Consider the following 22782-nt stretch of genomic DNA (forward strand, 5'->3'; position numbering starts at 1 on the left):
GCCGTGAAGTGTGGTTAAATCTAGCGCGAATTTGCCTAAACACCAGTAGGGTATGTTGCCATGTCTCGCCAGTTGGAAGATCTAGACCGCATCGACCGCCAGATCCTGCGCATCCTGCAGCGCGAGGGGCGCCTGCCCAATGTGGAACTGGCCCGGCGGGTGAACCTGAGCCCAACCCCGTGTCTCGAGCGGGTCAAGCGCCTGGAGCGGGAAGGCTTTATCCGCGACTATGTGGCGCTGCTGGACCCCCTCAAGGTGCACGCGGGCCTGGTTGTCTACATCCAGGTGACCCTCACCGATACGGCGACCTCCGCGCTCGAGGCCTTCAATGACTACGTCTCCAACCTGGAGGAAGTGCAGGAGTGCCATATGGTCGCCGGTGGTTTCGATTACCTGGTGAAAATCCGCATCAAGGATATGCTCGGTTACCGGCGCTTCCTCGGCGAGAAGCTCGCCTCCATTCCCGGCGTGCGCGAGACCCACACCTATGTGGTGATCGAGGAGGTGAAAACCGATACCGCCGTAGCCGTTCCCGATCCCGACCCCAAAGCCAAGTCCGGCAAGCGCTGATAAAAGCTTAGACGCTCCGCGCGGAGTGCCCGCTGCGCGTATCCTGAGAGGCGCGCTTGAGAGGTACATTGAGAGGTACATAGAGGTGGCAGCTTTGCCAGACAGCAATAACCGCAAAGCCTATATTCTCGCGCTGGCCGCGGTGCTCTGCTGGTCCACGGTGGCCAGTGCATTCAAACTTTCCCTGCAGTATTTATCGCCGTTACAGCTGGTCACCATTGCCGCTGTGGTTTCGACCCTGTTGATGGCGATGGTGGTGACCCACCGGCACTTGTGGCCGGAACTCCGCCAGCGCTGGCGGCAGGATTACCGCTGGTACCTGGCGCTCGGGTTCTGTAACCCCTTTCTTTATTACCTGGTGCTGTTCAATGCCTATGACCTGCTGCCGGCGCAGCAGGCGCAGCCACTCAATTACACCTGGGGCGTGGTTCTGGCGTTGCTGTCGGTGCCATTGCTTGGTCAGCGCCTGCGGGTGGTGGATGTTGTGGCCGGGCTTATCTGCTACAGCGGAGTGCTGGTCATTGTCACCCGCGGTGATCCGTTCGGGCTCCATTTCGAATCGCTGACCGGCGTCGCGCTGGCGCTTTTCAGCACCTTTATCTGGGCTGGTTACTGGCTCTTGAACACCCGTGTGCAGGGCAGTGCGCCGGTCAATCTGCTGCTGGGTTTTCTCTGTGGTCTGCCGTGGCTCTTGGGCGTGGTACTGTGGCAGGGGAACTGGCAGTGGCCACCCCTGCAGGGCTGGCTGGGTGCCATTTATGTGGGCCTGTTCGAGATGGGAATCGCCTTTCTGCTTTGGCAGGGCGCACTGCGGGCCTGCGACAATACTGCGCGCATCAGTAATCTGATTTACCTTTCGCCGCCTATATCACTAGTACTGATTGCTTGGCTGGTGGGGGAGACCATCCACCCCGCGACAGCGGTGGGGCTGGTGCTTATCATGACCGGTGTGGCTGTGCAGCAGGGGTTCGCGCGGCGTCTTTTCCGCAAGTGAATCACGACAGCAGTACAAGGATAAACAGACTGAGGTGATCCATGGACTTTGCACTCACGGATGAACAGCAGATGATTCGGGAGGCTGCCCGCCAGTTTGCCGACAGCGAGCTGAAGCCCGTTGCCGCCGAGCTGGACAGGACCGGCGACCGGGCATTGCTGCTGGAAAAACTCAGCGCGCTGGCCGGGCTCGGATTCATGGGCATCAACATCGCCCCGGAATACGGCGGCACTGGCGCCGGTACTGTCGCCTTCAGTCTTGCCATCACCGAACTTGCCCGCGGCTGCGCCTCCACCGCCACCACCACTTCTGTCACCAATATGGTGGCGGAGGTGATTCAGGCGGTGGGCAGTGACGAGCAGCGCAACAAGTACCTGCCGCGAATCTGCAGTGGGGAATACGCGGCGGGATCTTTCTGTCTGACCGAATCCAGCTCTGGTTCCGATGCCGCCGCAATGCGCACCCGCGCAGTCAGGGATGGCGACGAGTATGTGCTGAATGGCAGCAAGCTCTATATCTCCAGCGCCGATTTTGCCGGTGTGTTCGTGGTCTGGGCGGTAACCGATGCGCAAGCGCCCAAGGGCAAGGGCATTTCCTGCTTTCTGGTGGAGGCCGGCACACCGGGACTCGTGATCGGCAAGGCCGAGGAGAAAATGGGCCAGAAGGCCTCCATCACCAGCGAAGTGTCCTTCGACAACTGCCGGATACCGGCTTCGAACCTGATGGGCGAGGAAAACCGGGGCTTTCGTATCGCCGTCGGCGAGCTTGCCGGTGGCCGTATCGGCATCGGTTCGCTGGCGCTGGGAATTGGGCTTGAGGCGCTGGACTGTGCCCGCGCTTTTATTCAGGAGCGCGAGCAGTTCGGTCAAAAGCTGGCAAGCTTCCAGGGGCTGCAGTGGCAGTTGGCCGACCGGTACACGGAAATGGAAGCGGCGCGCCTGCTGCTGTTGCAGGCAGCCTGGCAGAAGGATGCCGGGCTGGCATTCGGTCCCGCCGCGTCCATGGCCAAGCTGTATGCCACGGAGAAAGCCAACGAGGCCTGCTACACCGCGCTGCAGATGCATGGCGGTGCCGGCTATACCCGCGATTACCCGCTGGAACGTATGGCCCGCGATGTGCGCATTACCACCATCTATGAGGGCACCAGTGAGATCCAGCGCCTGATCATTGCCCGCCACCTGCTGGACGGCATGCGCTGATCGGCGCTGACCTGGTCTCGCTAGAGTGCCCTCATTAACCTGCCCCTGAGTCCGCGCTCTTGATCGCCTCCACTGTCAGCGAGTTGGCCGCTGCCACGGTGGCTGCTATTCATTGATGCATTGCGGCTAGCACGGTTGCCTGTTGCTGCCCCCAGTTTGCGGGTTAATGCGCAGAGCTGGCATCCGCCCGTCTAGACTGAAACTATCCCATTTTCCTGTATGTGCTGCCGCTCCTTACCAGTGGCCCCATGGGCAGGTTAGGCAACGGTTGCTGCTGTTATCTGCAGCCCTGAGTCGTTCGTTCGCTGGTGTTGGCAGGAAAGACTTTTGCGGTAGCAGTCTGGGTAACAGCTCGGGCTGGCAGTCAGGCAAGACCTGCTCGTGATTAAAAGTGCGAGAAGGCTCGTTCAGGTAGACGTGCGCGTAAGGTGGAGCCTGGCAGGTTCGGAAAAGTTGCAGAACGGAGAAAGATTTCATGAGTGGGCCCACACCAACGGTCGTCACCGTCGAAGAGCGAGGCGATGGCAAATTCACCCAGAGTCTGCATTCCGGGCCGCACCAGCTGGTGGCTGACGAACCGGAGGCGTTCGGTGGAAGTAATCTGGGGCCGGGTCCTTACGAATATCTGCTGATGGCTCTGGGCGCCTGTACCAATATGACCATTCGTATGTATGCGGATCGCAACAATATTCCCTTGAAGCGGGTACGGGTGATTCTCTCCCACCAGAAAGTGCACGCGCAGGACTGCGCTGACTGTGCAACGGGAGAGGGCAAGGTCGATGAGATAGTGCGGGAAATCACTCTGGAAGGTCAGCTGACCGGTGAGCAGCGCGGCAGACTGCTGGATATCGCCAACCGCTGCCCGGTGGAGCGCACCCTGACTTCCGAAATCAAAATTCGCTCGCGCCTCTCATCGGCGTCCTAGGGGCTGGTGTTCCAACATCTATCCGCTTGGCGGTCGTCCAACCGTCAAAATAAGCCCGCTTTGCCCCGGCGGGTAACCGGGGCAGGGGGCACCTCTACTGCTACTGCGAGTCAGGCCTCTTCAGGTTGAGGGTGGCTGGCAGCCTGAGTGGGTTTTGCGGATGTTGGGCTGGGGAAAAAATTGAGGATGCCGTCATCGATGGGTGACTCCAGCAAAATCTTGGCATCCTTTTCATAGTCGTTCATCAGGCGCCAGGGGTACTTGGTGCCCTGGCGAGGCAACAGGTGATCTGCCCGATCGACATAGCCGGATTTCAGCGCCGCCATCACGGACTCCTGTTCCGCGCAGCCCTCCCGGTCGAGGGGAATAAACACACCCTGATTGACGGTTTTCATATGGTTGAGGAGGCGGCAGATATAGTCGGCTGACAGGTCGGCTTTCAGCGTCCAGGACGCATTGGTATAGCCAAATACCCAGGCCATATTGGGCACGCCCTCCATCAGAACACCCTTGTAGACTAGGCGCTGGTTAAGCGGCACTGCCTGATCGTCGACTTTCAATGCCATGCCCCCGAGCACCTGGACCTTGAGGCCGGTGGCGGTAACGATAATGTCCGCCTGCAGTTCGGCGCCACTCTTGAGACGCACCCCCTGCTCGGTAAAGGTATCGATCTCATCGGTGACCACCGACGCCTTGCCAGATTTGATGACCTCGAACAGATCACCGTCCGGCACTGCGCACAGGCGCTGGTCCCAGGGTTTGTAGGTTGGCGAAAAGTGACTCATATCGAAGCCCTTGCCAAGGCTTTTGCGCACCCCGCGCAGCATCATCCGCCGGGTGAATTCGGGCCAGCGCTTTGCGGCCTTGAAGATCCAGCGGTGCAGCTTGATGTTGCGTTTGCGGGCCATGCGGTAAACCCACTGCTCCGGCAGCCACTTCTTGAGGAAGGCCGAGATCTTGTCCTCCGAGGGCACAGACAACACATAGGTGGGGGAGCGCTGCAGCATGGTGACATGGGCGGCTTTTTCCGCCATGGCGGGCACCAGGGTGACGGCGGTGGCGCCGCTGCCGATCACGATAACCCGCTTGCCCTCATAATCCAGGTTTTCCGGCCACTGCTGCGGGTGAATGATCTGCCCCTGGAAAAGCTCGGTACCGGCGAATTCCGGCAGGTAGCCCTGCTGGTAGTCGTAATAACCGGTGCAGGAGATTAGCACGTTACAGGTATAGGTCACCGGCTCGCCATTGTGGCTACCGCGCAGTGTCCACAGGCCGCGGGCGCTGTCCCAGTTGGCCTCCTGCAAGTCCACGCCGAACTGGATGTGGTCGGTGACATTGAACTCTGCGGCGGTTTCGGCGATATAGCTGCGGATGGACTCGCCGTCTGCCAGTACCTTGAGACCGTTCCAGGGCCGGAAGTTGAAGCCAAAACTGAACATATCGGAGTCGGAGCGAATGCCGGGGTAGCGGAACAGATCCCAGGTGCCACCGATCCGCTCTCGGCGCTCGAGAATGGCAAATTTGCGCTCGGGGCTTGTCTGGCGCAGATGGCACGCTGTTCCGATACCGGACAGGCCGGCACCGATAATCAGGATGTCGAAATGTTGCTGATTCATGGCAATCAGGGGCTCCCTTCCACTCTTATTTTTAATTCTTGATTGTTATGTCTGTTGTTATGTCTTGTATTTAGTCGCAAGTACCATAATCGATCCTGGCCCGTGGTAATAGCACCAGGTGGCGGGCGGCGCCTCGGTTTTGGACTGGTCGGTCATGCCTGTGTTGCTCAGGCTTCACTTGGGTGCAGCCTGCCCTTGGGCGCAGCCTTTAACCCCTCTGGAGGCTGAAAGAGCCTGCTCCAGGGTTACTTTAGCTTCCTGTTACTCTGGCTTCCGCTTACGTTGGCGGCCTGTTACTGGTGGAAAACAGCTTCTTGTACCAGAACTTGGAACCTGTACCTCTTGCCTTATACGCTTTTTAAATGGTGGTTGGATGGTAAAAAGCCGCTTTTCTCTTTGCATATGCGGCTCTATTGCAGAGGGCTGAGATTGTGGGGGGGAGGCGCAGATTGCAAAAATACTTGCGGGGGCAGTTTCTTCCCGGCAAACAGAGTTCAGCCCCAGCCCCAGCCCCAGCCTCGCGTAGTTGGGGTGTTTGCCGCTGCGGCGTTTTTCTGGTGCATTCAGAGTCACTTTCTGTGTTCTTTTCATCAGCACTTTTTATCAGCAGTTTTCATCAGCACTTTTCATCACCACATTTCATCACCGCATTTCATTGCTGCATTTCATTGCTGCTTTTCATCGCTACGCTCAATCTTAGCTTTCAATCACTATTTGCGGTCGCAGCTTTCGATTCTCACGCTCAATCCATTTTTCATTGTTTTTTCCATCATTCCTTCCATCACTGCTAGCATCGTTCCGTTTGATCACGCCTTTCCATCACTTCTCTCCATCACACCTCTCAATCGCTCCTTATTCATCATGGTTTTCAATCGCTGCTTTCGATCAGAGCTTTCAGGCACATTTTAATCATCATTTTCTGTTCGGGTTTAATGCTGGATTTGCAGGCATTCGCCTGTGAAAAGCTGTGTTGCAAGCCGCTGATGCTGCGCTTTTAGGCTGGGCGCGACGGGACTGCGAAGCTGGTCATACTGCTGTGCCCGCATATGGCTGTGCTATAGAAATTATGCCGGGGGTCCGCAGCGGGGTGCCTGCTTGTTTAATTTCGCGCCAAAGTGTAGGCTGCGTGCCTGCGCAGGCGATGGGGGTTCATCAGGAATTCCGTGAAATTGGCGCAATTTATGACTGCCAAAGGCTCGCTGTTCTTCGGGCCGCAAAACCTTCTGCACAGACTCCAATTCCAAGAATTTTATGCCGCCGGTGACCCTGTCCCCGCGCATATGCCTACTATGTGAAGCGATGACCAACGAAGATAAACGCCCCCTCTATATTCCCCATGCCGGCCCCTCCCTGTTGGAAATGCCCCTGCTCAACAAGGGCAGTGCATTCACCCGCAAGGAGCGCCTTGAGTTCAATCTGGTGGGCCTGCTGCCCAACAATGTCGAGTCCATCGAGGAACAGGCCCGCCGCGCCTACCACCAGTACCAGCAGTGCAAGACCGACCTGGACCGGCATATCTATCTGCGCGCTATTCAGGATGACAACGAGACGCTGTTCTTCCGCCTGATCGAGGAACATATTGAGGAGATGTTGCCGATCATCTACACACCGACGGTTGGCGAGGCCTGTGAGGAGTTTTCCAATATCTATCGCAACCACCGCGGTCTGTTCGTGTCCTATCCGGATCGCGAGCATATGGATGACATCCTGCGCAGCGCCACCAAAGACAATGTGAAAGTGATTGTGGTCACCGACGGTGAACGTATTCTCGGTCTCGGCGATCAGGGTATCGGCGGTATGGGTATCCCCATCGGCAAGCTGTCCCTCTACACCGCCTGCGGCGGCATCAGCCCGGCCTACACCTTGCCGGTGACCTTGGATGTGGGCACCAACAACCGCACATTGCTGAACGACCCCATGTATATGGGCTGGCGACACGAGCGTATTGCCAAGGAAGAGTACGACGAATTTGTGGCGGAGTTCATCGCCGCGGTGAAGCGTCGCTGGCCGAAAGTACTGGTGCAGTTTGAAGACTTTGCCCAGACCAATGCCATGCCGCTGCTGGAAAAGTACCGCGACGAATTGTGTTGCTTCAACGACGATATTCAGGGCACCGCGGCGGTCTGTCTCGGTACGGTGCTGGCGGCGTGCAAGGCCAAGGGTGAGCCCCTGAGCGAACAGCGGGTGATGGTGGTCGGTGCCGGCTCCGCCGGATGCGGCATCGCCGAACAGATTGTGATGGCCATGGTGGGCGAGGGGCTTACCGAGGCGCAGGCTCGGGAGCGGCTGTTGATGTTCGACCGCTACGGTCTTGTCACCAGCAATATGAAAGGGTTGCACGGCTTCCAGCAGCGCCTGGCGCAGAACCCGGAAAAGTTCCCCGGGGTGAGCGAATGGGACTTGCTGCAGCTGGTGCAGAATACCAAGCCCACCATCATGATCGGGGTTTCCGGTCAGGGCGGCCTGTTTACCCAGGAGGTGATCGAGGCCCTGCACGCGGGCTGCCCGCGCCCGCTGGTGCTGCCGCTGTCCAACCCCACATCCCGCGCCGAAGCCACACCGCAGGAAATCCTGACCTGGACAAAAGGCGAGGCACTGGTGGCCACTGGCAGCCCCTTTGCGCCGGTGGAGCTGGATGGCAGGGTTTATCCCATCGCCCAGTGCAACAATGTGTATATCTTCCCGGGCATTGGCCTCGGCGTTATCGCCGCCGGTGCCAACCGGGTGACGGACGATATGCTGATGGCCGCGTCCTATGCGCTGGCGGAACACGCCCCGGTGGTGAAAAAAGGGCAGGGCGCCTTGCTGCCGGATCTGGGCGACATCCGCGAGATTACCCAGTACATCGCCCTCAAGGTCGGTCTGCAGGCGCAGGCGGACGGCGTGGCGCCGGGCGTGACGGAGGAAAAGCTGAGCGCGTCCATCGAGCGCAACTTCTGGTATCCGGGTTACCGCAAGTATCGCCGCCGGTCCTTCTGATCAGTGCAATCAGTGTGGCAAGAGGGGCAACTAGAGCAAGGCGTACAAGAAGCGTAAAAGCCTGAGAAGGCTGGCAGGGCTGTCAGGCCAGCAGGGCCATCAGGTAAGAAAGCACCGGACCCTCGCAATCGAGGGTCCGGTTGCCGGTTGGCTTTGGCAGTGTGAAACCGCGGCCGGCCAATCAGGGAGATAGGAACGACAGACTGCCATCAAGAGCTGGTAACGGAGCTCTCTTTGCTCAGTATTTTTTTCAGCCAGATACCGCTCAGGCTGAACACGATGCCCGGGATCAAGCGATAGGCCATGGCCACGGCTTTGGCGCGCACCCCCGGGATAATCTGCCACTTGCCCCGTTGCAGGCCGCTGAAGATCTGGTCGCATGCGGTATCCACATCCAGCGAACCGGCCGCCTTGCGCAATTCCAGCGAGGCCGGGTGAGCATCCACCTTTTCCTGAGCCACCATCGGCGTGCGGATTTCTCCCGGGCAGATGCAGCTGACGTTGATGCCCAGCGGTTCAAGTTCAAAGCGCAGGTTGGTGGCCAGGCCGACAACCCCGAACTTGGAGGCCGAGTAGCCAGCGTAGCCGTAGTTGCTGGTGAGTCCTGCCAGGGAGGCAATCAGGGCCAGGCGGCTGCCCGGCTGCAGGTGTGGCACTGCCGCGCGGGCGAAATGGAAACTGCCATTCAGGTTGACGTTGACAACCCGATGGAACTCTTCGGGAGTGAGATCGACGAAAGGACGATTGATGAGGATGCCGGCGCAGTTGAGTGCCAGATCCGGTGAACCGAATGCGCGCACGGCCTTTGCGACCGCCTGATCCACTTCCTGAACGGTGCAGATATCCATGGGAAAATACTCCCAACGTCCGCCGCCGGCCTTCGCTGCGCTATCCAGCGCTGCCTTTTTTTCTTCGGGCAGATTCAGGTCGAGGATCGATACCTGAGTTCCGCGCTTAAGCATCCTCAGGGTCAGTCCATAGCCAATACCACTTCCCCCGCCGGTAATCATCGCGTGCTTCCAGGCAGTCATGGGCTTCTCCGTGTCCGTGTTTATTATTTATTCCGCCCCGATGTATCAGGGCAGTTTGTTTTGGATTGATATGGGCTCGGGTGCGGGGGTGTATCGGAGGTGATCATTGCTCCGGAGACATAGAACCCGACAGACGAGCTTTTCGACAATAACATGACCGGTGACCCGGGCAAGAGGGAGAAAGGCCAGTATTTGCAGAGGTCGGCGGGAATTTCAACGAAAGTGGGTCTTGCCGGCGCTGATCTCTATTGCTGGCGCTGCTGGACTTTCACGCCATCGGAAATGCGCTCGCTGGGATGGAGCACCAGCACCTGGCCATTTTCCAGTCCGTCCAATATTTCCGCCTGCAGGCCGTTGTTCCTGCCCACTTTGACCAGCACGCGCTCCACCCGCTCACCATTGACCCGGAATACCGCCCAATCGCCCCGATGGCGAAACAGCGCACCGGTCGGTATCTGCAGAATATCCTCGCCGCGCCAGATGCGAATGGCGGCATCGACCCGGTAGCCGTGGCCGAGGCGCGACCAGCGCTCTCGCGGCTCGGTAAAGTCGACGATCACATTGACCCTCTGCTCCTCGATGCCCAGCGCGGAGAACTTGGTGAAACCAAAAGGCTCTATCAAACGCACGCTTCCGCTGAGCGGCCGGTCGCCGCCCCAGCTGGTGAATTCCACCGGCGCTCCCGGCTCTACCTGCACCGCATCGCGGGATAGCAGATCCACCACTACTTCAAGCTTCGCGGCGTTGCCGATTTCCACCAGCGGGGTGCCGGCAAGCACCACCCGCTCGCTCTCCTGCTGCAGCCGCAGCACCCGACCGCTCACGGGCGCGGTGACCTGCACTATGTCTTTCGGGTCGCTGACGCTGCCGGGCTCCGGGGCGATCAGCAGGGCGCGGGCGCTGTCCACATCGCCGGCGCGGGCACGCTCCGCGGCCTTGGCGGTGTCCACTGCGGCCACGGCGCTGTCGAGGGCCAACTCGGCGCGCTCAAGCTCCGATTGCGAGACATAGTTTTTCACGGCCATGGCCCGGATGCGGCGCACATCGGCGCGGGCAAATGCCAGCCGGGCTTCGGCATCCCGGCGCTCGGCATGGGCGAGGTTCAGCGCGGCCTCGGCGCTCTGGATCGCCGCCAGAGCCTGGGTGCGGCCGCGTTTATCCAGAAAGGCCGGGCTTGCGGGCAGCATTTGCGCCACCAGTGTTTTGCCGGCGCTGACTTCGTCACCCACTTCGCGGTTGATGCGCAGCAGGTATCCGGTTACCGGCGCCGAGACCACATAAACATCGTGCACCCGGGTATAGCCCTCATCGCGAACCTGGACTTCGAGCGGCCCCCGCGACACCTCGGCGAGATCGACCGGCACCGGATCTGGCAGGTACGCATAGACGAAGAACAGCCCCAGCGCGCCGAGCAGGGCGCCGATCACGATTTTCCGCAGCAGCTTCTTGCGCATATCACTCCCGTGTTTTCAGGACCGCGATCAGGTCGAGGTGGTCGATTCGTCTGCGCACCAGCAACCCGGATGCCACCGCCGCCAGCACGACCACCAGCGCGGCGTAGCCATAGGTGGAATCGCTGATGACCAGCGGGATGCGAAACAGCTCGGTATCGAAGGACCGTACCAGCAGGGCGGCCAGTGCATAGCCGAACAGCGCGCCCAGCGGCAGGGCCAGCAGGGTAAGCAGCGCCAGCTCTCCCAGCAGGATATACGAAACCTCGCCGCGGGTGAGGCCCAGCACCCGCAGGCTCGCCAGCTCGCGCCCCCGTTCCGAGAGGGAAATACGCGCGTTGTTATACACAACGCCGACAGCGATCAGGCCTGCGAACAGGGTGTTGAAAAAAACAAAGGTGCCCAGACTGTCCTGCAGCGTTTCATAGAAGGCGTTCTGAGCCTGCTCCTGCAGGCTGACGCCGGCCACCACCGGGGTATTTTTTAAAGCCTGGTAAAGGCGCTCGGTCTTGTCCGGGTCGACCAGCAGGTAGGCGCCGCTGATGGCGCTGTCCTCCTTGAGCATGCGGTTGAGGGCATCCAGGTGCATATAGGCGGCGGTGCCCATGTAGGTTTTTACGATGCCGCTGACCGGAATGTCCAGCTCCGGCCGCCGGCCGCTGCGCACTTCGACCCGCAGCAGGTCGCCACTGCCGACATCCAACAGCTCCGCCAGCTTGTCCGAGAGCACCAGTCCGTGCTCGGGCAGTGGCACCGGCCGAAACTCGGTATCGACGACGCGGCTCAGCTGTGGCGCGGTTTCAAGGCCAAGGATCGCCTCCCGGCGCACATGCGCGCCGTTGCGAAAGACCACCGGAATGGCGCGGAACGGCTCTGCCGCCATCACACCGGGGGCGTGCAATACATCTTCAAGGGCGCGCTTATTGCGCGGCTCAACAAAATTCACCGTGACGTCCTGGCGGTCGATCACGTTGAAGCTGATGTCCACCATGTACATCATCGCGTCCATGGAAAAGCTGGCGCCGATCAAAAGCCCCATGGACATGGCGATGCCGAGTACCGTCATGGCGGCGCGTTTGGGCCAGCGGTAGAGATGCCTGAGGATCATGCGGCTGGGCTGATCCACCCACGGGGATAAGCGCTGCAGCCAGTTGGCGGCAAGGCTGTAGTCCGCCGGAGGGGGAGGGACCATGGCCACGGCGGGTTCGAGCTGCATCACCCGGCGCACGGAAGCGGCGGTTCCGACCCCGGCAACCAGCAGGCTGAAGCCCACCGACACCAGATAAACCCCGGGGGGCGGGCGGAACAGCAGAAACGGAAATTTGAAAAAGTCCTGGTACATATGGGCGAGGCCGCGACCGAGCCAGATGCCAAGCAGGATGCCGAGGATTGCCCCAAGCAGGGTAATCACACCGATCATCTTCAGGTAATGGGTGGCCACGGTCCGGTTGCCATAGCCAAATGCCTTCAGCAGGCCGATCTGTTCCCGCTCTGTATCGATCAGGCGGCCGACCACCACGTTGAGCAGAAAAGCCGCCACCAGCAGGAAAATGGGCGGCAGTATGCGGCCGATGGTTTGCAGCTGGTTGATCTCGTTGGTAAGAAACTGGTCGGAAATCTGCTGGTCGCGCCCGTAGGCACCGGTGGCCCCGTAGCGTTTCAGCAGGGTATCGAGGCGCTGGATCAGGGCATCCTCGTCGGTGCCCGCCGAGGTGAGGATCAGCGCTTCGTTAAAGGCGCCGTCCAGGTCGAAGGCGTGGGCCAGGGCCTTGCGGTTCATCCACAACACGCCGAAACGCTTCTTGTCCGGCACGATTTCGCCTGGCGAGATGGCATACACATATTCCGGTGACAGCACGATGCCTGTGACGGTAAGGCGCTTTTTGGTGCCGTTGAGGATGGCGTATAGATGGTCACCCGGTTCCAGCCCATGCGCTTCCGAAAAGGCGTCCAGCACCAGCACCTCGTCTTCGTGTTGCGCATCGAAATAGCGCCCCCGACGCAGCACTATGTCATTGATGCGCGGCTGGGCCCGGGGGGGCAGGGACTGAATTTCACCGGTAATCGGTGCTGGCGCCCCTTCAACGTCGAGAATGACACCGGCGCGTATGCGGGTCTCCGCCCGTCGCACACCCGCAAGCGCGCTGATCTCTTCCAGCAGTGCATTGGGGGCGCGCTTGACCGGCGCTACCACGTCCGCGAAGCGATAGCGCTCGTAATAGGCGCTGCGGGTTTCTGCCAGCGAAACCAGCATACCCTTGGACATGACGTACATCCCGATCCCACAGCCGATCACGATGGCGATGGCCAGCGCCTGGCCCTTGATGGACCAGAGATCCCGCACCAGCTTGCGGTCGAGTGGGCGCAACCAGTTGATCCACATATTCCGGCGGCTATCCTCTCAGCGGGGTTGAGTTGGGTTGGGACTGGGACTTGGACTGGGACTTGGACTGGGACTTGGATTGGGACTTGGACTGGGATTGGGATTGGGACAGTCGGCGGCCTTTTCCCACGGCGCTGCCTTGTTGATTTTTCCCCGCTGCAGCGAGCGCACTCGCCAGCGTATTCTCGGCCACCAACAGGAAATCCATTGCGCCGCCTCCTCTACCAGCTCAGGTCCGAGGGCGCACAGGGCGACTCGTTGACCCGGCTTTCCTGAATCTGGCCATCGGCCATGTACAGCACACGATCCGCCATATCCGCTATGCCCGCATTGTGGGTAATCACCATGGTGGTGGTATTCAGCTCGCGGTTGACCCGGGCGATGGCCTCCAGCACCACGATGCCGGTCTTGCTGTCCAGGGCGCCGGTGGGTTCATCGCAGAAGAGTACCGTGGGCTGCTTGGCAATGGCGCGGGCGATGGCAACCCGCTGCTGTTCGCCGCCGGACAGCTGGGCCGGGAAGTGGTGCATGCGCTGCTCCAGCCCCACCAGTCGCAGCGCGGTCTCTGGCTCCATCGGATTGCTGGCGATCTCGGTGACCAGTGCCACATTTTCCCTGGCGGTGAGGCTTGGAATCAGGTTGTAGAACTGGAATACAAAACCCACGTGCTCGCGCCGGAATTGGGTGAGGTGGCGGTCGTCAAAGGCGGTGAGTTCCCAGTGGTCGAAGAAAACGCGCCCTGCGGTGGGGAAATCCAGGCCGCCGAGAATATTCAGCAGGGTGGATTTTCCACTGCCGGACGGGCCCAGCAGCACCACCATCTCCCCCCGCGGCACTTCCAGATCCACACCGCGCAGGGCGAACACGCGGGTATCGCCACTGCCGTAGATCTTGGTGAGTCCCTCCGCGCGAAAAGCCGGGTAGTTATTGTCATCCATGGTGCACTCAATATAACCTCGCCTTAGCGCAGGCCAAAGTGGTGGCGCTGGAGTCGTCCCGGTTTCGCGGAATGCGATTGCCGGGCCGGCGGCCTAATACACGGCGGCCCCGCGTTAGCCTGCGGGCCAGAAAAAGACCACGGCGAGACCGGCAATAAACGGCACAATAAACAGCACCAGCACCCGGGAAAACAACTGCCTGCCCCCGAGGATGCCCGCCGCGCCCACCTTGAAAACCATGTTCGAGAGGGTGGCGATAATCATCGAGCGCCAGGCGGTATCGATTTGCAGCGTGCCCTGATTCGCCAGGTTGGCGGTGGACAGGGTAATGGCGTCGACATCGGTGAAACCGGAGATCAGTGCCACCACATAGATGCCACTGCTGCCAAAGTATTCCCGCGCCGCAGCGATCGCCACCAGTACCAGCGCATACAGCCCTCCGAAAATCAGTGCCGGCCCCAACTCTGCCGGGTTGCCGTGTTCCGGCATCTGGTATTCCCGCTGGCCGACAAAGCGGTAGCCAAGCGCACAGATGATAATACTGACAACCAGCAGAGCGGCCAGGGGTGGCACAAACTTCAAGACGATTGCCGGCGCAACCACGGCAATTTCCACCAGCATACGCACGAGGATGGTGGTCGAGGCGATCAATATCACCAGCGAGGCCAGATCCGAAATGGCCGGGTTTTCCCGCGCCCTGCGTGCGTAACTCACCGTGGTGGCGGTTGAGGAAATCAGCCCGCCGATGATGCCGCTCAGCAGTGTGCCGGCACGCGCTCCCGCCAGTTTATAGGCCGCATAGCCGCCGAGGGCGATACCGACAATCAGTACCACCAAGAGCCAGATCTTGAACGGGTTCAAAACCCCGTAGGGGCCGAAGGTCTGGTTGGGAAGCACCGGCAGGATAATCAGCGAGATCAGGGCAAACTGCATGATCGCGCGGAGATCCTTTTCCGGCAGCGTTTTGGCGAACCTGTGCATACTGGGTTTGAGGTGCAGCAGGATAGCGATGGTGCCGCCGAGGGCAACCGCCAGCATCTTGTCGCCGGATACCAGGAAGATACCCAGCAGGTACATCAGCAGCGCGGTGATTTCGGTGGTGATACCGCTGCTTTCACTCTCGCCGCGCAGCCGTTCCAGGTTCCCCAGTAGAATCAGCATGGTCATGCACAGGAAACCCGCCAGCAGCAGCCAGGGTGTGCTGAAAACCTGCGCCAGCTGCGCAGTCAGGGCCCCGAACAGGCCAATCAATGGGAAGGTGCGAATGCCGCCGAGGCGGTCGGTACTGCGCTCGCGCTGCAGGCCGATCAGCAACCCAAGCCCCAGGGCAATCGCGAAGGCGGTGATGGTGTCCAGATCGGTAACGCCGTCTAACCGGCCCGCCAGCGCCGCCGGGCTGGGCTCGGCTGCGCTTTGCGGTGCGGCGACAGAGGTGTTGCTCAAAGATGCCTGCAAGAATATCCAGCCTGTCATTATTTTGCTCTAGCCTTGAATGAGAAAAGCCCCTAGCGCCAATACCCCCCAGATACGCCAGTCTCTTACTCCCCTGCGTCTCAGTAGCTGCGCCTGCAGACTACTTTGCTGCCGCCGCTAGACGCTACAGCCACTAAACGCTACCGCAGCTAAGCAGTACCGTCTCTTCAATAATAGTCACAACGGAGGCACACCAGAGACTGCGGAGCTACTGTTCCCGCTTTGCAGATGAAGAGGAGGCCAGAAATTTGAGGGAAGTGCCAGCCTGAGCGGGGTGAAATGTATCCTGAGGGAAGGCGTCAGCTGGGCTGTATCCAGCTTTGGGGCTGGAGGAGCAGAGGTGCGTTTTGGTGTCGGTTACGCATTGCCGGCCGCGGTATCGGCAGGCGACGTTGACACGAAATTTACGCGCGGGTCGATGCGGACTTCTATAGCTGGCCCCAGTCTCCAGCCCAGGCTCAAAAGCAGATTGGATAACGACGATGTGCTGGACAATTCCCGCTAAAAATCGCCGTTGTTATTCCTCATAACGGATGTCGATCACGTAGTAGGTGATCCAGCTCTCGCCAATTTTCAGGTCCACTTCATCATCCAGTCGTCGACCAAGCAGGCGCCGGGCTACCGGGGAGTCCATGGAGATGAGCCCCTGTTTCACATCGAACTCATCGGGTCCGACAATGCGGTAGGTGAGGGCGTTGCCGTCTTCATCCTCAAGGCTGACCCAGGCGCCGAAGAAGACTTTTTCCCGGTCTTCCGGTATGCGGTCAACAACGGTCACTTCTTCGAGACGCTTGGTGAGAAAGCGCACGCGGCTGTCGATTTCCCGCAGGCGTTTTTTGCCATAGATATAGTCGGCGTTCTCGGAGCGGTCTCCCAGCTTTGCCGCCTCGCTGACGGCATTGGTGACCCGGGGCCGCTCCTCTTCCCACAGGTGCTTGAGTTCGGCGCGCATGCGCCGCGCACCCTCGGGAGTGATGTAGCGGGAACCTCGGGGGCGCGGTGGCCTGTATCTGCCCATGCCTCTGCCCATGCTCAATGGTCCAGGTTGTCGATGGTAATACCGGGGCCGGGTTCGGCCAGCGCAAAGCCGAATATGCGGCTGTAAAATTCCAGCTCGCCTTGCATGGCCATTTTGATGCTGTCTGCGCCGCGGAAACCGTGTCCCTCATCGGCGAAGGTCACGTAGGCGACCGGGATTCCCCGGCCGCGCAGGGCTTGCACCATGGCCTCGGCCTGATTGGGTGGCACCACTTTGTCTTCCATGCCCTGGAAGAAAATTACCGGGCAGGACAGCTGGTCCACATGGTTGATGGGTGAGCGGGCGCGGTAGGTTGCTTCGGCCTCCGGCCAGGGACCAACCAGACGGTCGAGGTAGCGCGATTCAAACTTGTGGGTGTCGCGGGCGAGGGTGGTGAGATCGCCGATGCCGTAGTGGCTGGCGCCCGCTTTGAACGTGCTGTGGAAAGTCAGTGCCGCCAGTACGGTATAGCCGCCGGCGCTACCGCCTTTGATCAGCAGGCGCTGGGGATCGGCAAGCCCTTTGGCGACGAGATATTCGGCGCCGGCGCAGACATCCTCCACATCCATGATGCCCCAGTTATCCCGCAGCCTATCCCGGTAGCTGCGGCCATAGCCGGTGCTGCCGGAATAGTTGACATCGAGGATGGCGAAGCCGCGGCTGGTCCAGTACTGGACTTTGAGGTTGAGGCCGGTGGAAGTGGCGCCGGTGGGGCCGCCGTGGCTGAGCACGATCAAGGGGGGCAGATCGCCCTCGGGCGCGGTGCAGGCGGGGTTTTGCGGGGCGTAGTAGAAGCCGTGCACGGTTCTGTCCCCGGCGGGGAATTCGACCGCCTGCGCGGAGGAAAACACCTCCTGCGGCAGCTGGCTGTCGTTGCTGCTGGCGATCCGCTGGAATCTGCCGGTGTGATCATCGAAAGACACCACGGCGGGAAAGCGGTCGCCGGCGGCGGCAATCATGATCGCTTTGTGGCTTTCGCAGCGCACACTTTCGATATCGCAGTAGGGCTGCTCGATCAGTTTGTGGTTGCCACTGCTGAGGTCGATCACACCCAGCCGCCAGCGGCCGTTTTCGGTAAAGGTGCAGAGAATCTGGTCTGAGGTGATAAATCCATAGGTGGACATGCCGAACACCCACTGGGGTGTGGCGAACTCGGCTTCCCGTGCCCACAGTGGCTCGCTGTCGCCGAGGCGATACAGATTCCACCAGTTGCTGCGGTCAGAAACGTAAAACAGTTCGCCGGCCGGTGACCACTGGGGCTGGAAGATGGATTCACCATCCCCTCCGGCGACCACCTCGACACTGGTCGGGTTGCCGTCACTGTCCAGCTCGGCCAGGCACAGCTGGGTGGCGTCCCAGGGCATATCGGGATGGAACCAGCGCAGGAAGCTCAGCTGCTTGCCGTCGGGGCTCAGTGCCGGGTTGGAATAAAAGTCGGCGCCCTCCGCAATGACCTTTGCGGGTTGCGGTTCATCGGCGGCCGGGTCGGTGGCCAGGTCAACAGCCACGATGCGGGCCTTGGCTTCGCCGCCGGTGGCACAGGGGGAGTAGTCCTCCTGTACGCACAACAGGCGATTGTGGCGTTGATCCAGATGCAGGTCGGCGTGCCGGTATGGCCCTTCGACGGTCAGTGCTTGCGGTGTTTTATCACCGAGGCCCATGCGGTAAATGCGCTGGTCATCCGCCAGTACAAAGTACACCACCCCGTCACGCACGAGATAGCTGGCGCCACCATATTCATGAGCTTTCGAGCGCACACTGAGGGGGGCCGGTATCACATCGCGGCGATCCCCCGCGGGGGTGCACTGCACCAGTACGGAGCGGCCTTTTTCCTGCGGGCGCGATTCCAGCCAGTAGAAATTGCCATCGGCGACGGTGGCTTCACTCAGCCGAACACTGCCAGCGACCAGCAGATCGGCACTGATCGCCGACTTCCAGCTGCCGTAGGGCACTTTGTTGACTGCGGAATCGCTCATCGGTGAACTCTCTGTCCGTGAATATGCGGGGCATTTTGCCGATGCCTTATTGCCGACACAAGAAAGTGTGGCCTGACGGGGCTTAGAGAAGCAAAGAGGCACAAAAAGGGTTCTGTCCCGGGAGACAGTATGATAGCTTCTCGTTAGCAAAACCAAGCAAGTGCTTGGTTGCTCTTCGCGCTTTCGATGCGGTCCCGGTTGAAGGCTGGTAACGGCGGCATAGGCCGCCACGATGAAAGAGGAAATAGGAATGTCCGATGAGGTCGTGATTACCTGCGCCCTGACTGGGGTGCTTACCAACCCCAGTCAACACCCCGTACCTGTGACACCGGAGCAGATGGCCCAGGCGGCCAAAGAGGCTTATGACGCCGGCGCTTCGGTAATGCATGTGCATTTTCGCTCGCAGGAGCCCGGTTTGGGTCACCTGCCCAGCTGGGACCCCGAGGTGGCGACAGCCATTGCCGAGGCCATTCGTGGCGCCTGCCCGGGTGTCATCATGAATTTCACCACCGGCACCATTGGCCGCGATCAGGCCGGTGCGCTGGAGTGCATTCGCGCCGGCCGGCCGGAGATTGCGGCCTGTAATGCCGGCAGCCTGAATTACCTCAAGGCTCGCTCTAACGGCACCTGGGCCTGGCCGCCGATGCTGTTTGAGAACCCGGTAGACAAGGTCGAAGAGCTGCTTGCAGTCTGTGCCGAGACCGGTACCCGCCCGGAATTCGAGTGCTTCGATGTGGGTATTGTGCGTTCCGTGGGGATGTTTGCCGATGTGGGTCTGGTGGACCGGGCCAATTACAACCTGGTTATGGGGGTTGCCTCGGGTATGCCCGCGGACGCCGACCTGCTGGCCCTGCTGCCGCGCTACATGAAGCCCGGTGCCCTGTGGCAGACCACCGTGATCGGCCGGGAGGAAATCTGGCCGGTACACCGTCGCACCGCCGAGCTGGGTGGTCACCTGCGCACCGGGGTGGAGGACACCTTCTACCTGCCGGGCGGTGAGCGAACGTCCGGTAACGGTCAGCTGATCGATGCACTGGTCGAAGTGGCTCAGCAGGCCGGCCGCAAAGTGGTATCACCTGAGCGGGCACGTGAGATTTTTCTCTAAGTAAAATGCGCCCAGACGCTTCCCGCTTGATCTAAGCTAAATAGATCGGTGGATCTGCCCGCCACAAGCCCGTGCCTCAGTGCGCGGGTTTGCGGGCTAAGAAGTGTCTGGAGCGCTGCATGCAAGCCTTTCTCGATAGCCTGTCTAGTTTCGTCAGTTGGGGTAATGCCATTACCTGGGGCGGGCTCGGAGGCTTCTGGTGGTTGGGCATCCTGATTACCGCTCTGCTGCCAGCCGGTATCTATTTCACCTGGCACAGCCGCTTTATCCAGTTCCGGGGCTTCGGGCATATGCTGTGGGTGATGCGCCACAGTTTCCGCCACGAACACAGCGGCTCCGTCTCCTCCTTTGAAGCCTTTGCCACCAGTGCCGCCGCACGGGTGGGTACGGGAAATATCGCCGGTGTCGCGGTGGCAATTACCGTCGGTGGTCCGGGCGCGGTTTTCTGGATGTGGATGGTCGGGCTGCTTGGCATGGCCACCAGCTTTGTCGAGAACACCCTCGCCCAAGTCTACAAGGAGCGCGGCGACGAGCAGGGTACTTTTCGTGGCGGCCCCGCCTATTACATCGAGAAGGGGCTGGGCAGGGGCTGGCGCTGGCTGTCCATTCTCTTCTCAATCTTCCTGATTTTGAGCTTTGGCTTTTTCTTTAATGCCGTACAGGCCAATGCGATGGCGGCCGCTGTCAGTGGTGCCTGGGGTGTGAATCCGTTACTGGTCGGTGCCTGTGTCGCGCTGCTGGCGGGCGCCATTGTTTTTGGCGGCATTCACAGTATCGGTCGCTTTGCCAGTATCGTCGTGCCCTTTATGGCGATGGCCTACCTCGCCATCGCCATTGTCGTGATTGTGATGAATCTGGGTGAATTGCCACGGGTATTGGGACAGATTATCGGCAATGCCTTTGGATTGGAGGAGGCTGGCGCAGGTGCGCTCGGCGCTGTGATCGCCAACGGTATCAAGCGGGGGCTTTTTTCCAATGAGGCGGGCATGGGCTCCTCCCCCAACGTGGCGGCGGCGGCGGATGTGAAGCACCCGGCGGTGCAGGGTTATGTGCAGATGGCCTCGGTGTTTCTCGATACCCTGATGATCTGCACGGCCACCGCTGCCATCATTCTGCTCGCGGATGTGCACATGCTGGGGAGCATGGAGGGGATTACCCTGACCCAGGATGCGCTTGCCAGTGAGGTGGGTGCCTGGGGCGGCAGCTTTGTGGCGATTGCGCTGATCTTCTTTGCGTTTACCTCGATTATTGCCAATTACTACTACGCCGAAACCAATATTTTCTACCTGTGGCACAGCCGCACCTCGATTTTTATCTATCGGGCGCTGTATATCCTGTTCATCCTGTTTGGTGCCTGGGTCGCTTACAGCGGCAGCTCAGACAATTTCGCCCTGCTGTGGAACATGGCGGATATGTCCATGGGCTTTATGGCGACTGTCAACTTAATTGCCATTCTGCTGCTCTCCGGCGTGGCTTTTCGGGTGATGGCGGATTACGAATCGCAGCGAGCGAGGGGGGTGGTGGAACCGGTCTTTGATGCGCGCAAACACGATATTCCAGGGGTTGAGCACGATATCTGGGATGGCGATCGCAAGTAGCTTCAAATTCAACGGTACCCGGGGACTAGCTATCCGGGGAAAAGGAGCTCGGTGAAAGGGTACTCGGGAAAAGCTACTCGGGAAAAATGTAATCGGAAAAAATGTAATCGGGAAAAGGTTACTCGCCTAAAGGCTACCCGGTAAAAGTCACCCGAATATCACGGTATCCGGACTTAAACAGGTCGGGGGGTGAAAGGGACTGGAATTGAAACGAACGGGAGTTGAAAGGGGCGGGACATGAAAGGGGCGCGGATAAAAAATGCCGCAAATCAAATGCAGGGTTGCCTCAAAAGCAGGGCGGGGATCAGAGGCGCGCAGGCGCACTGGGGTGCAGACAAATCCGACACCCGCCTCCCAGGTCATATACCCATCTGGCGCGACGCCAGGTCTCTGAGGATTTCCTCTGAGCCGCCTCCAATCGCATTAACCCGCACCTCGCGGTAGATCCGCTCTACACGGCTTCCGCGAAAATAGCTGGCTCCCCCGATCACCTGCATGGCTTCGCGTGCGCAGAATTCCAGTGTCTCGGTCGCCTGAACCTTGAGAAGCGCCACATCGGCGATTTTCAATTGGCCTTGCTGTTCCGCCCAGGCGCACATGTCCATATAGGCCTGGGTCGCGTTAATACGCTGTAGCATCTGTGCAAACTTATGACGGATGACCTGGTGATTGGCCAGGCGCTTGCCGAAGGTCTGTCTCTCCTGTGCCCACTCGATCGCCTCCTGCAGGCAAACACGGCTGTATTCAATACAGGAAGCGGTAATTCCCAGGCGCTCCTGATTGAAGTTGTGCACGATGGGGAGAAAACCCTGATTTTCTGCACCGATCAGGTTGGCTGCGGGTACACGTACATCGTCGAAGAAGATACTGGCCGTATCAGAGCACCACCAACCCTGTTTTTTATCGAGGTGGGTGCGACTCACTCCCGCTGCGTCCGCCGGGATCAGAAGCAGGGAAATACCCCCAAACCCCTCTCCGCCAGTGCGAACCGCGGTGGTGAACCAGTTTGCCCGCATGCCGCCGGTGATAAATGTCTTCTCACCGTTGACGATGAATTCGTCACCGACTTTTCTGGCACTGCAGCTCAGGTTGGCCACATCGGAGCCACCGCCGGGTTCTGTCACCGCCAGTGAGATATGTTTCTCGCCGCGCAATACCGGCGGGATCACCGCGGCTTTGAGCTGGGCCGAGCCGTAATGTACCAGTGGGGGCAGGGCGATGCCGTGAACCAGCAGGCTCGCGTAGAGACCGCCGGCACCACAGCGCGCCAACTCCTCGGCGGCGACAATAATATGGAAGATATCCGCCGGTACACCGCCATATTCCTCCGGGAACCCCAGCTGCAGCAGGCCTATGTCCGCCGCCCGGGACCAAAGCGCGTCTGGCAGCGCTCCGGCCTCATCCCAATCATCAACATGAGGCATGATTTCGCGGGAGACAAAGCGGCGGAGCTGGCTCCGCCACTGCTGGTGTTCCTCGGTGAAAAATGGATTTGGCGAGCGCGTGCTGTCGATATCAAACACGGC

Annotated in this window: 16 protein-coding genes; 7 read left to right on the top strand and 9 right to left on the bottom strand. The window is 60.1% G+C overall.

Features of this window, described 5'->3' with window-relative positions; genetic code table 11:
- The first annotated feature begins 60 nt into the window (after positions 1-60).
- From ABEA58_RS05215 to ABEA58_RS05230, 4 genes are all read left to right on the top strand, one after another.
- Positions 61-570: an Lrp/AsnC ligand binding domain-containing protein gene (locus ABEA58_RS05215; protein WP_345549491.1), complete on the top strand. Its 510-nt coding sequence runs from the start codon at positions 61-63 to the stop codon at positions 568-570.
- Positions 571-655: 85 nt separating this feature from the next.
- Positions 656-1564 (top strand): DMT family transporter, encoded by a 909-nt coding sequence (locus ABEA58_RS05220; protein WP_345549492.1) that lies wholly within the window; start codon positions 656-658, stop codon positions 1562-1564.
- Positions 1565-1605: 41 nt separating this feature from the next.
- On the top strand, positions 1606-2763 hold the full coding sequence (locus ABEA58_RS05225) for an acyl-CoA dehydrogenase family protein (protein WP_345549494.1): 1158 nt from the start codon (positions 1606-1608) through the stop codon (positions 2761-2763).
- Between the two features lie 475 nt (positions 2764-3238).
- The gene (locus ABEA58_RS05230; protein ID WP_345549495.1) at positions 3239-3688 is read left to right on the top strand and encodes an OsmC family protein; all 450 of its coding nucleotides are present in this window, start codon (positions 3239-3241) and stop codon (positions 3686-3688) included.
- A gap of 110 nt (positions 3689-3798) precedes the next feature.
- Here ABEA58_RS05230 and ABEA58_RS05235 read toward each other — a convergent pair whose 3' ends face one another.
- Positions 3799-5304, bottom strand: coding sequence for a flavin-containing monooxygenase (locus ABEA58_RS05235; RefSeq protein WP_345549497.1), 1506 nt, complete (start codon positions 5302-5304; stop codon positions 3799-3801).
- 1299 nt (positions 5305-6603) lie between these two features.
- Here ABEA58_RS05235 and ABEA58_RS05240 point away from each other — a divergent pair.
- Complete coding sequence (locus ABEA58_RS05240) at positions 6604-8283, top strand: NAD-dependent malic enzyme (RefSeq protein ID WP_345549498.1); 1680 nt, start codon at positions 6604-6606, stop codon at positions 8281-8283.
- Between the two features lie 209 nt (positions 8284-8492).
- Here ABEA58_RS05240 and ABEA58_RS05245 read toward each other — a convergent pair whose 3' ends face one another.
- The 7 genes from ABEA58_RS05245 to ABEA58_RS05275 all read right to left on the bottom strand — a co-directional run bounded on the left by ABEA58_RS05245 (position 8493) and on the right by ABEA58_RS05275 (position 18553).
- Positions 8493-9314 carry an SDR family NAD(P)-dependent oxidoreductase gene (locus ABEA58_RS05245; RefSeq protein WP_345549499.1) on the bottom strand — a complete coding sequence of 274 codons (822 nt, stop codon included), beginning with the start codon at positions 9312-9314 and terminating at the stop codon, positions 8493-8495.
- 245 nt (positions 9315-9559) lie between these two features.
- Positions 9560-10768 carry an efflux RND transporter periplasmic adaptor subunit gene (locus tag ABEA58_RS05250; RefSeq protein ID WP_345549501.1) on the bottom strand — a complete coding sequence of 403 codons (1209 nt, stop codon included), beginning with the start codon at positions 10766-10768 and terminating at the stop codon, positions 9560-9562.
- A 1-nt stretch (position 10769) separates the two neighbouring features.
- Positions 10770-13148, bottom strand: a complete 2379-nt coding sequence (locus ABEA58_RS05255) for an ABC transporter permease (RefSeq protein ID WP_345549502.1) — start codon at positions 13146-13148, stop codon at positions 10770-10772.
- Between the two features lie 221 nt (positions 13149-13369).
- Positions 13370-14086 carry an ABC transporter ATP-binding protein gene (locus ABEA58_RS05260; RefSeq protein WP_345549504.1) on the bottom strand — a complete coding sequence of 239 codons (717 nt, stop codon included), beginning with the start codon at positions 14084-14086 and terminating at the stop codon, positions 13370-13372.
- Between the two features lie 114 nt (positions 14087-14200).
- Positions 14201-15559, bottom strand: a complete 1359-nt coding sequence (locus ABEA58_RS05265) for an MgtC/SapB family protein (protein WP_345549505.1) — start codon at positions 15557-15559, stop codon at positions 14201-14203.
- Positions 15560-16076: 517 nt separating this feature from the next.
- Positions 16077-16577: a transcription elongation factor GreB gene (gene greB, locus ABEA58_RS05270; protein WP_345549508.1), complete on the bottom strand. Its 501-nt coding sequence runs from the start codon at positions 16575-16577 to the stop codon at positions 16077-16079.
- A gap of 14 nt (positions 16578-16591) precedes the next feature.
- On the bottom strand, positions 16592-18553 hold the full coding sequence (locus tag ABEA58_RS05275) for a S9 family peptidase (protein WP_345549510.1): 1962 nt from the start codon (positions 18551-18553) through the stop codon (positions 16592-16594).
- 250 nt (positions 18554-18803) lie between these two features.
- Between ABEA58_RS05275 and ABEA58_RS05280 the strand changes: the two genes are divergently transcribed.
- Both ABEA58_RS05280 and ABEA58_RS05285 read left to right on the top strand, forming a co-directional pair.
- Entirely contained in the window at positions 18804-19658 is an 855-nt protein-coding gene (locus ABEA58_RS05280) for a beta-keto acid cleavage family enzyme (protein ID WP_345549512.1), read from the top strand.
- A 119-nt stretch (positions 19659-19777) separates the two neighbouring features.
- Positions 19778-21256 carry an alanine/glycine:cation symporter family protein gene (locus ABEA58_RS05285; RefSeq protein ID WP_345549514.1) on the top strand — a complete coding sequence of 493 codons (1479 nt, stop codon included), beginning with the start codon at positions 19778-19780 and terminating at the stop codon, positions 21254-21256.
- Positions 21257-21615: 359 nt separating this feature from the next.
- On the opposite strand, the gene ABEA58_RS05290 is transcribed toward ABEA58_RS05285, so the two are convergent.
- Positions 21616-22779 carry an acyl-CoA dehydrogenase family protein gene (locus ABEA58_RS05290; protein WP_345549516.1) on the bottom strand — a complete coding sequence of 388 codons (1164 nt, stop codon included), beginning with the start codon at positions 22777-22779 and terminating at the stop codon, positions 21616-21618.
- Between the last annotated feature and the right edge of the window lie 3 nt (positions 22780-22782).

It is taken from the genome of Microbulbifer aestuariivivens, from assembly GCF_039545115.1.
Classification (GTDB): domain Bacteria; phylum Pseudomonadota; class Gammaproteobacteria; order Pseudomonadales; family Cellvibrionaceae; genus Microbulbifer; species Microbulbifer aestuariivivens.

What these genes read in the sequence shown, in the direction of transcription:
- ABEA58_RS05215 (WP_345549491.1), top strand. Translation starts at nt 61, where the DNA reads ATGTCTCGCCAGTTGGAAGATCTAGACCGCATCGACCGCCAGATCCTG.
- ABEA58_RS05225 (WP_345549494.1), top strand. Translation starts at nt 1,606, where the DNA reads ATGGACTTTGCACTCACGGATGAACAGCAGATGATTCGGGAGGCTGCC.
- ABEA58_RS05230 (WP_345549495.1), top strand. Translation starts at nt 3,239, where the DNA reads ATGAGTGGGCCCACACCAACGGTCGTCACCGTCGAAGAGCGAGGCGAT.
- ABEA58_RS05235 (WP_345549497.1), bottom strand. Translation starts at nt 5,304, where the DNA reads ATGAATCAGCAACATTTCGACATCCTGATTATCGGTGCCGGCCTGTCC.
- ABEA58_RS05240 (WP_345549498.1), top strand. Translation starts at nt 6,604, where the DNA reads ATGACCAACGAAGATAAACGCCCCCTCTATATTCCCCATGCCGGCCCC.
- ABEA58_RS05245 (WP_345549499.1), bottom strand. Translation starts at nt 9,314, where the DNA reads ATGACTGCCTGGAAGCACGCGATGATTACCGGCGGGGGAAGTGGTATT.
- ABEA58_RS05250 (WP_345549501.1), bottom strand. Translation starts at nt 10,768, where the DNA reads ATGCGCAAGAAGCTGCTGCGGAAAATCGTGATCGGCGCCCTGCTCGGC.
- ABEA58_RS05255 (WP_345549502.1), bottom strand. Translation starts at nt 13,148, where the DNA reads ATGTGGATCAACTGGTTGCGCCCACTCGACCGCAAGCTGGTGCGGGAT.
- ABEA58_RS05260 (WP_345549504.1), bottom strand. Translation starts at nt 14,086, where the DNA reads ATGGATGACAATAACTACCCGGCTTTTCGCGCGGAGGGACTCACCAAG.
- ABEA58_RS05265 (WP_345549505.1), bottom strand. Translation starts at nt 15,559, where the DNA reads ATGACAGGCTGGATATTCTTGCAGGCATCTTTGAGCAACACCTCTGTC.
- greB (WP_345549508.1), bottom strand. Translation starts at nt 16,577, where the DNA reads ATGGGCAGATACAGGCCACCGCGCCCCCGAGGTTCCCGCTACATCACT.
- ABEA58_RS05275 (WP_345549510.1), bottom strand. Translation starts at nt 18,553, where the DNA reads ATGAGCGATTCCGCAGTCAACAAAGTGCCCTACGGCAGCTGGAAGTCG.
- ABEA58_RS05280 (WP_345549512.1), top strand. Translation starts at nt 18,804, where the DNA reads ATGTCCGATGAGGTCGTGATTACCTGCGCCCTGACTGGGGTGCTTACC.
- ABEA58_RS05285 (WP_345549514.1), top strand. Translation starts at nt 19,778, where the DNA reads ATGCAAGCCTTTCTCGATAGCCTGTCTAGTTTCGTCAGTTGGGGTAAT.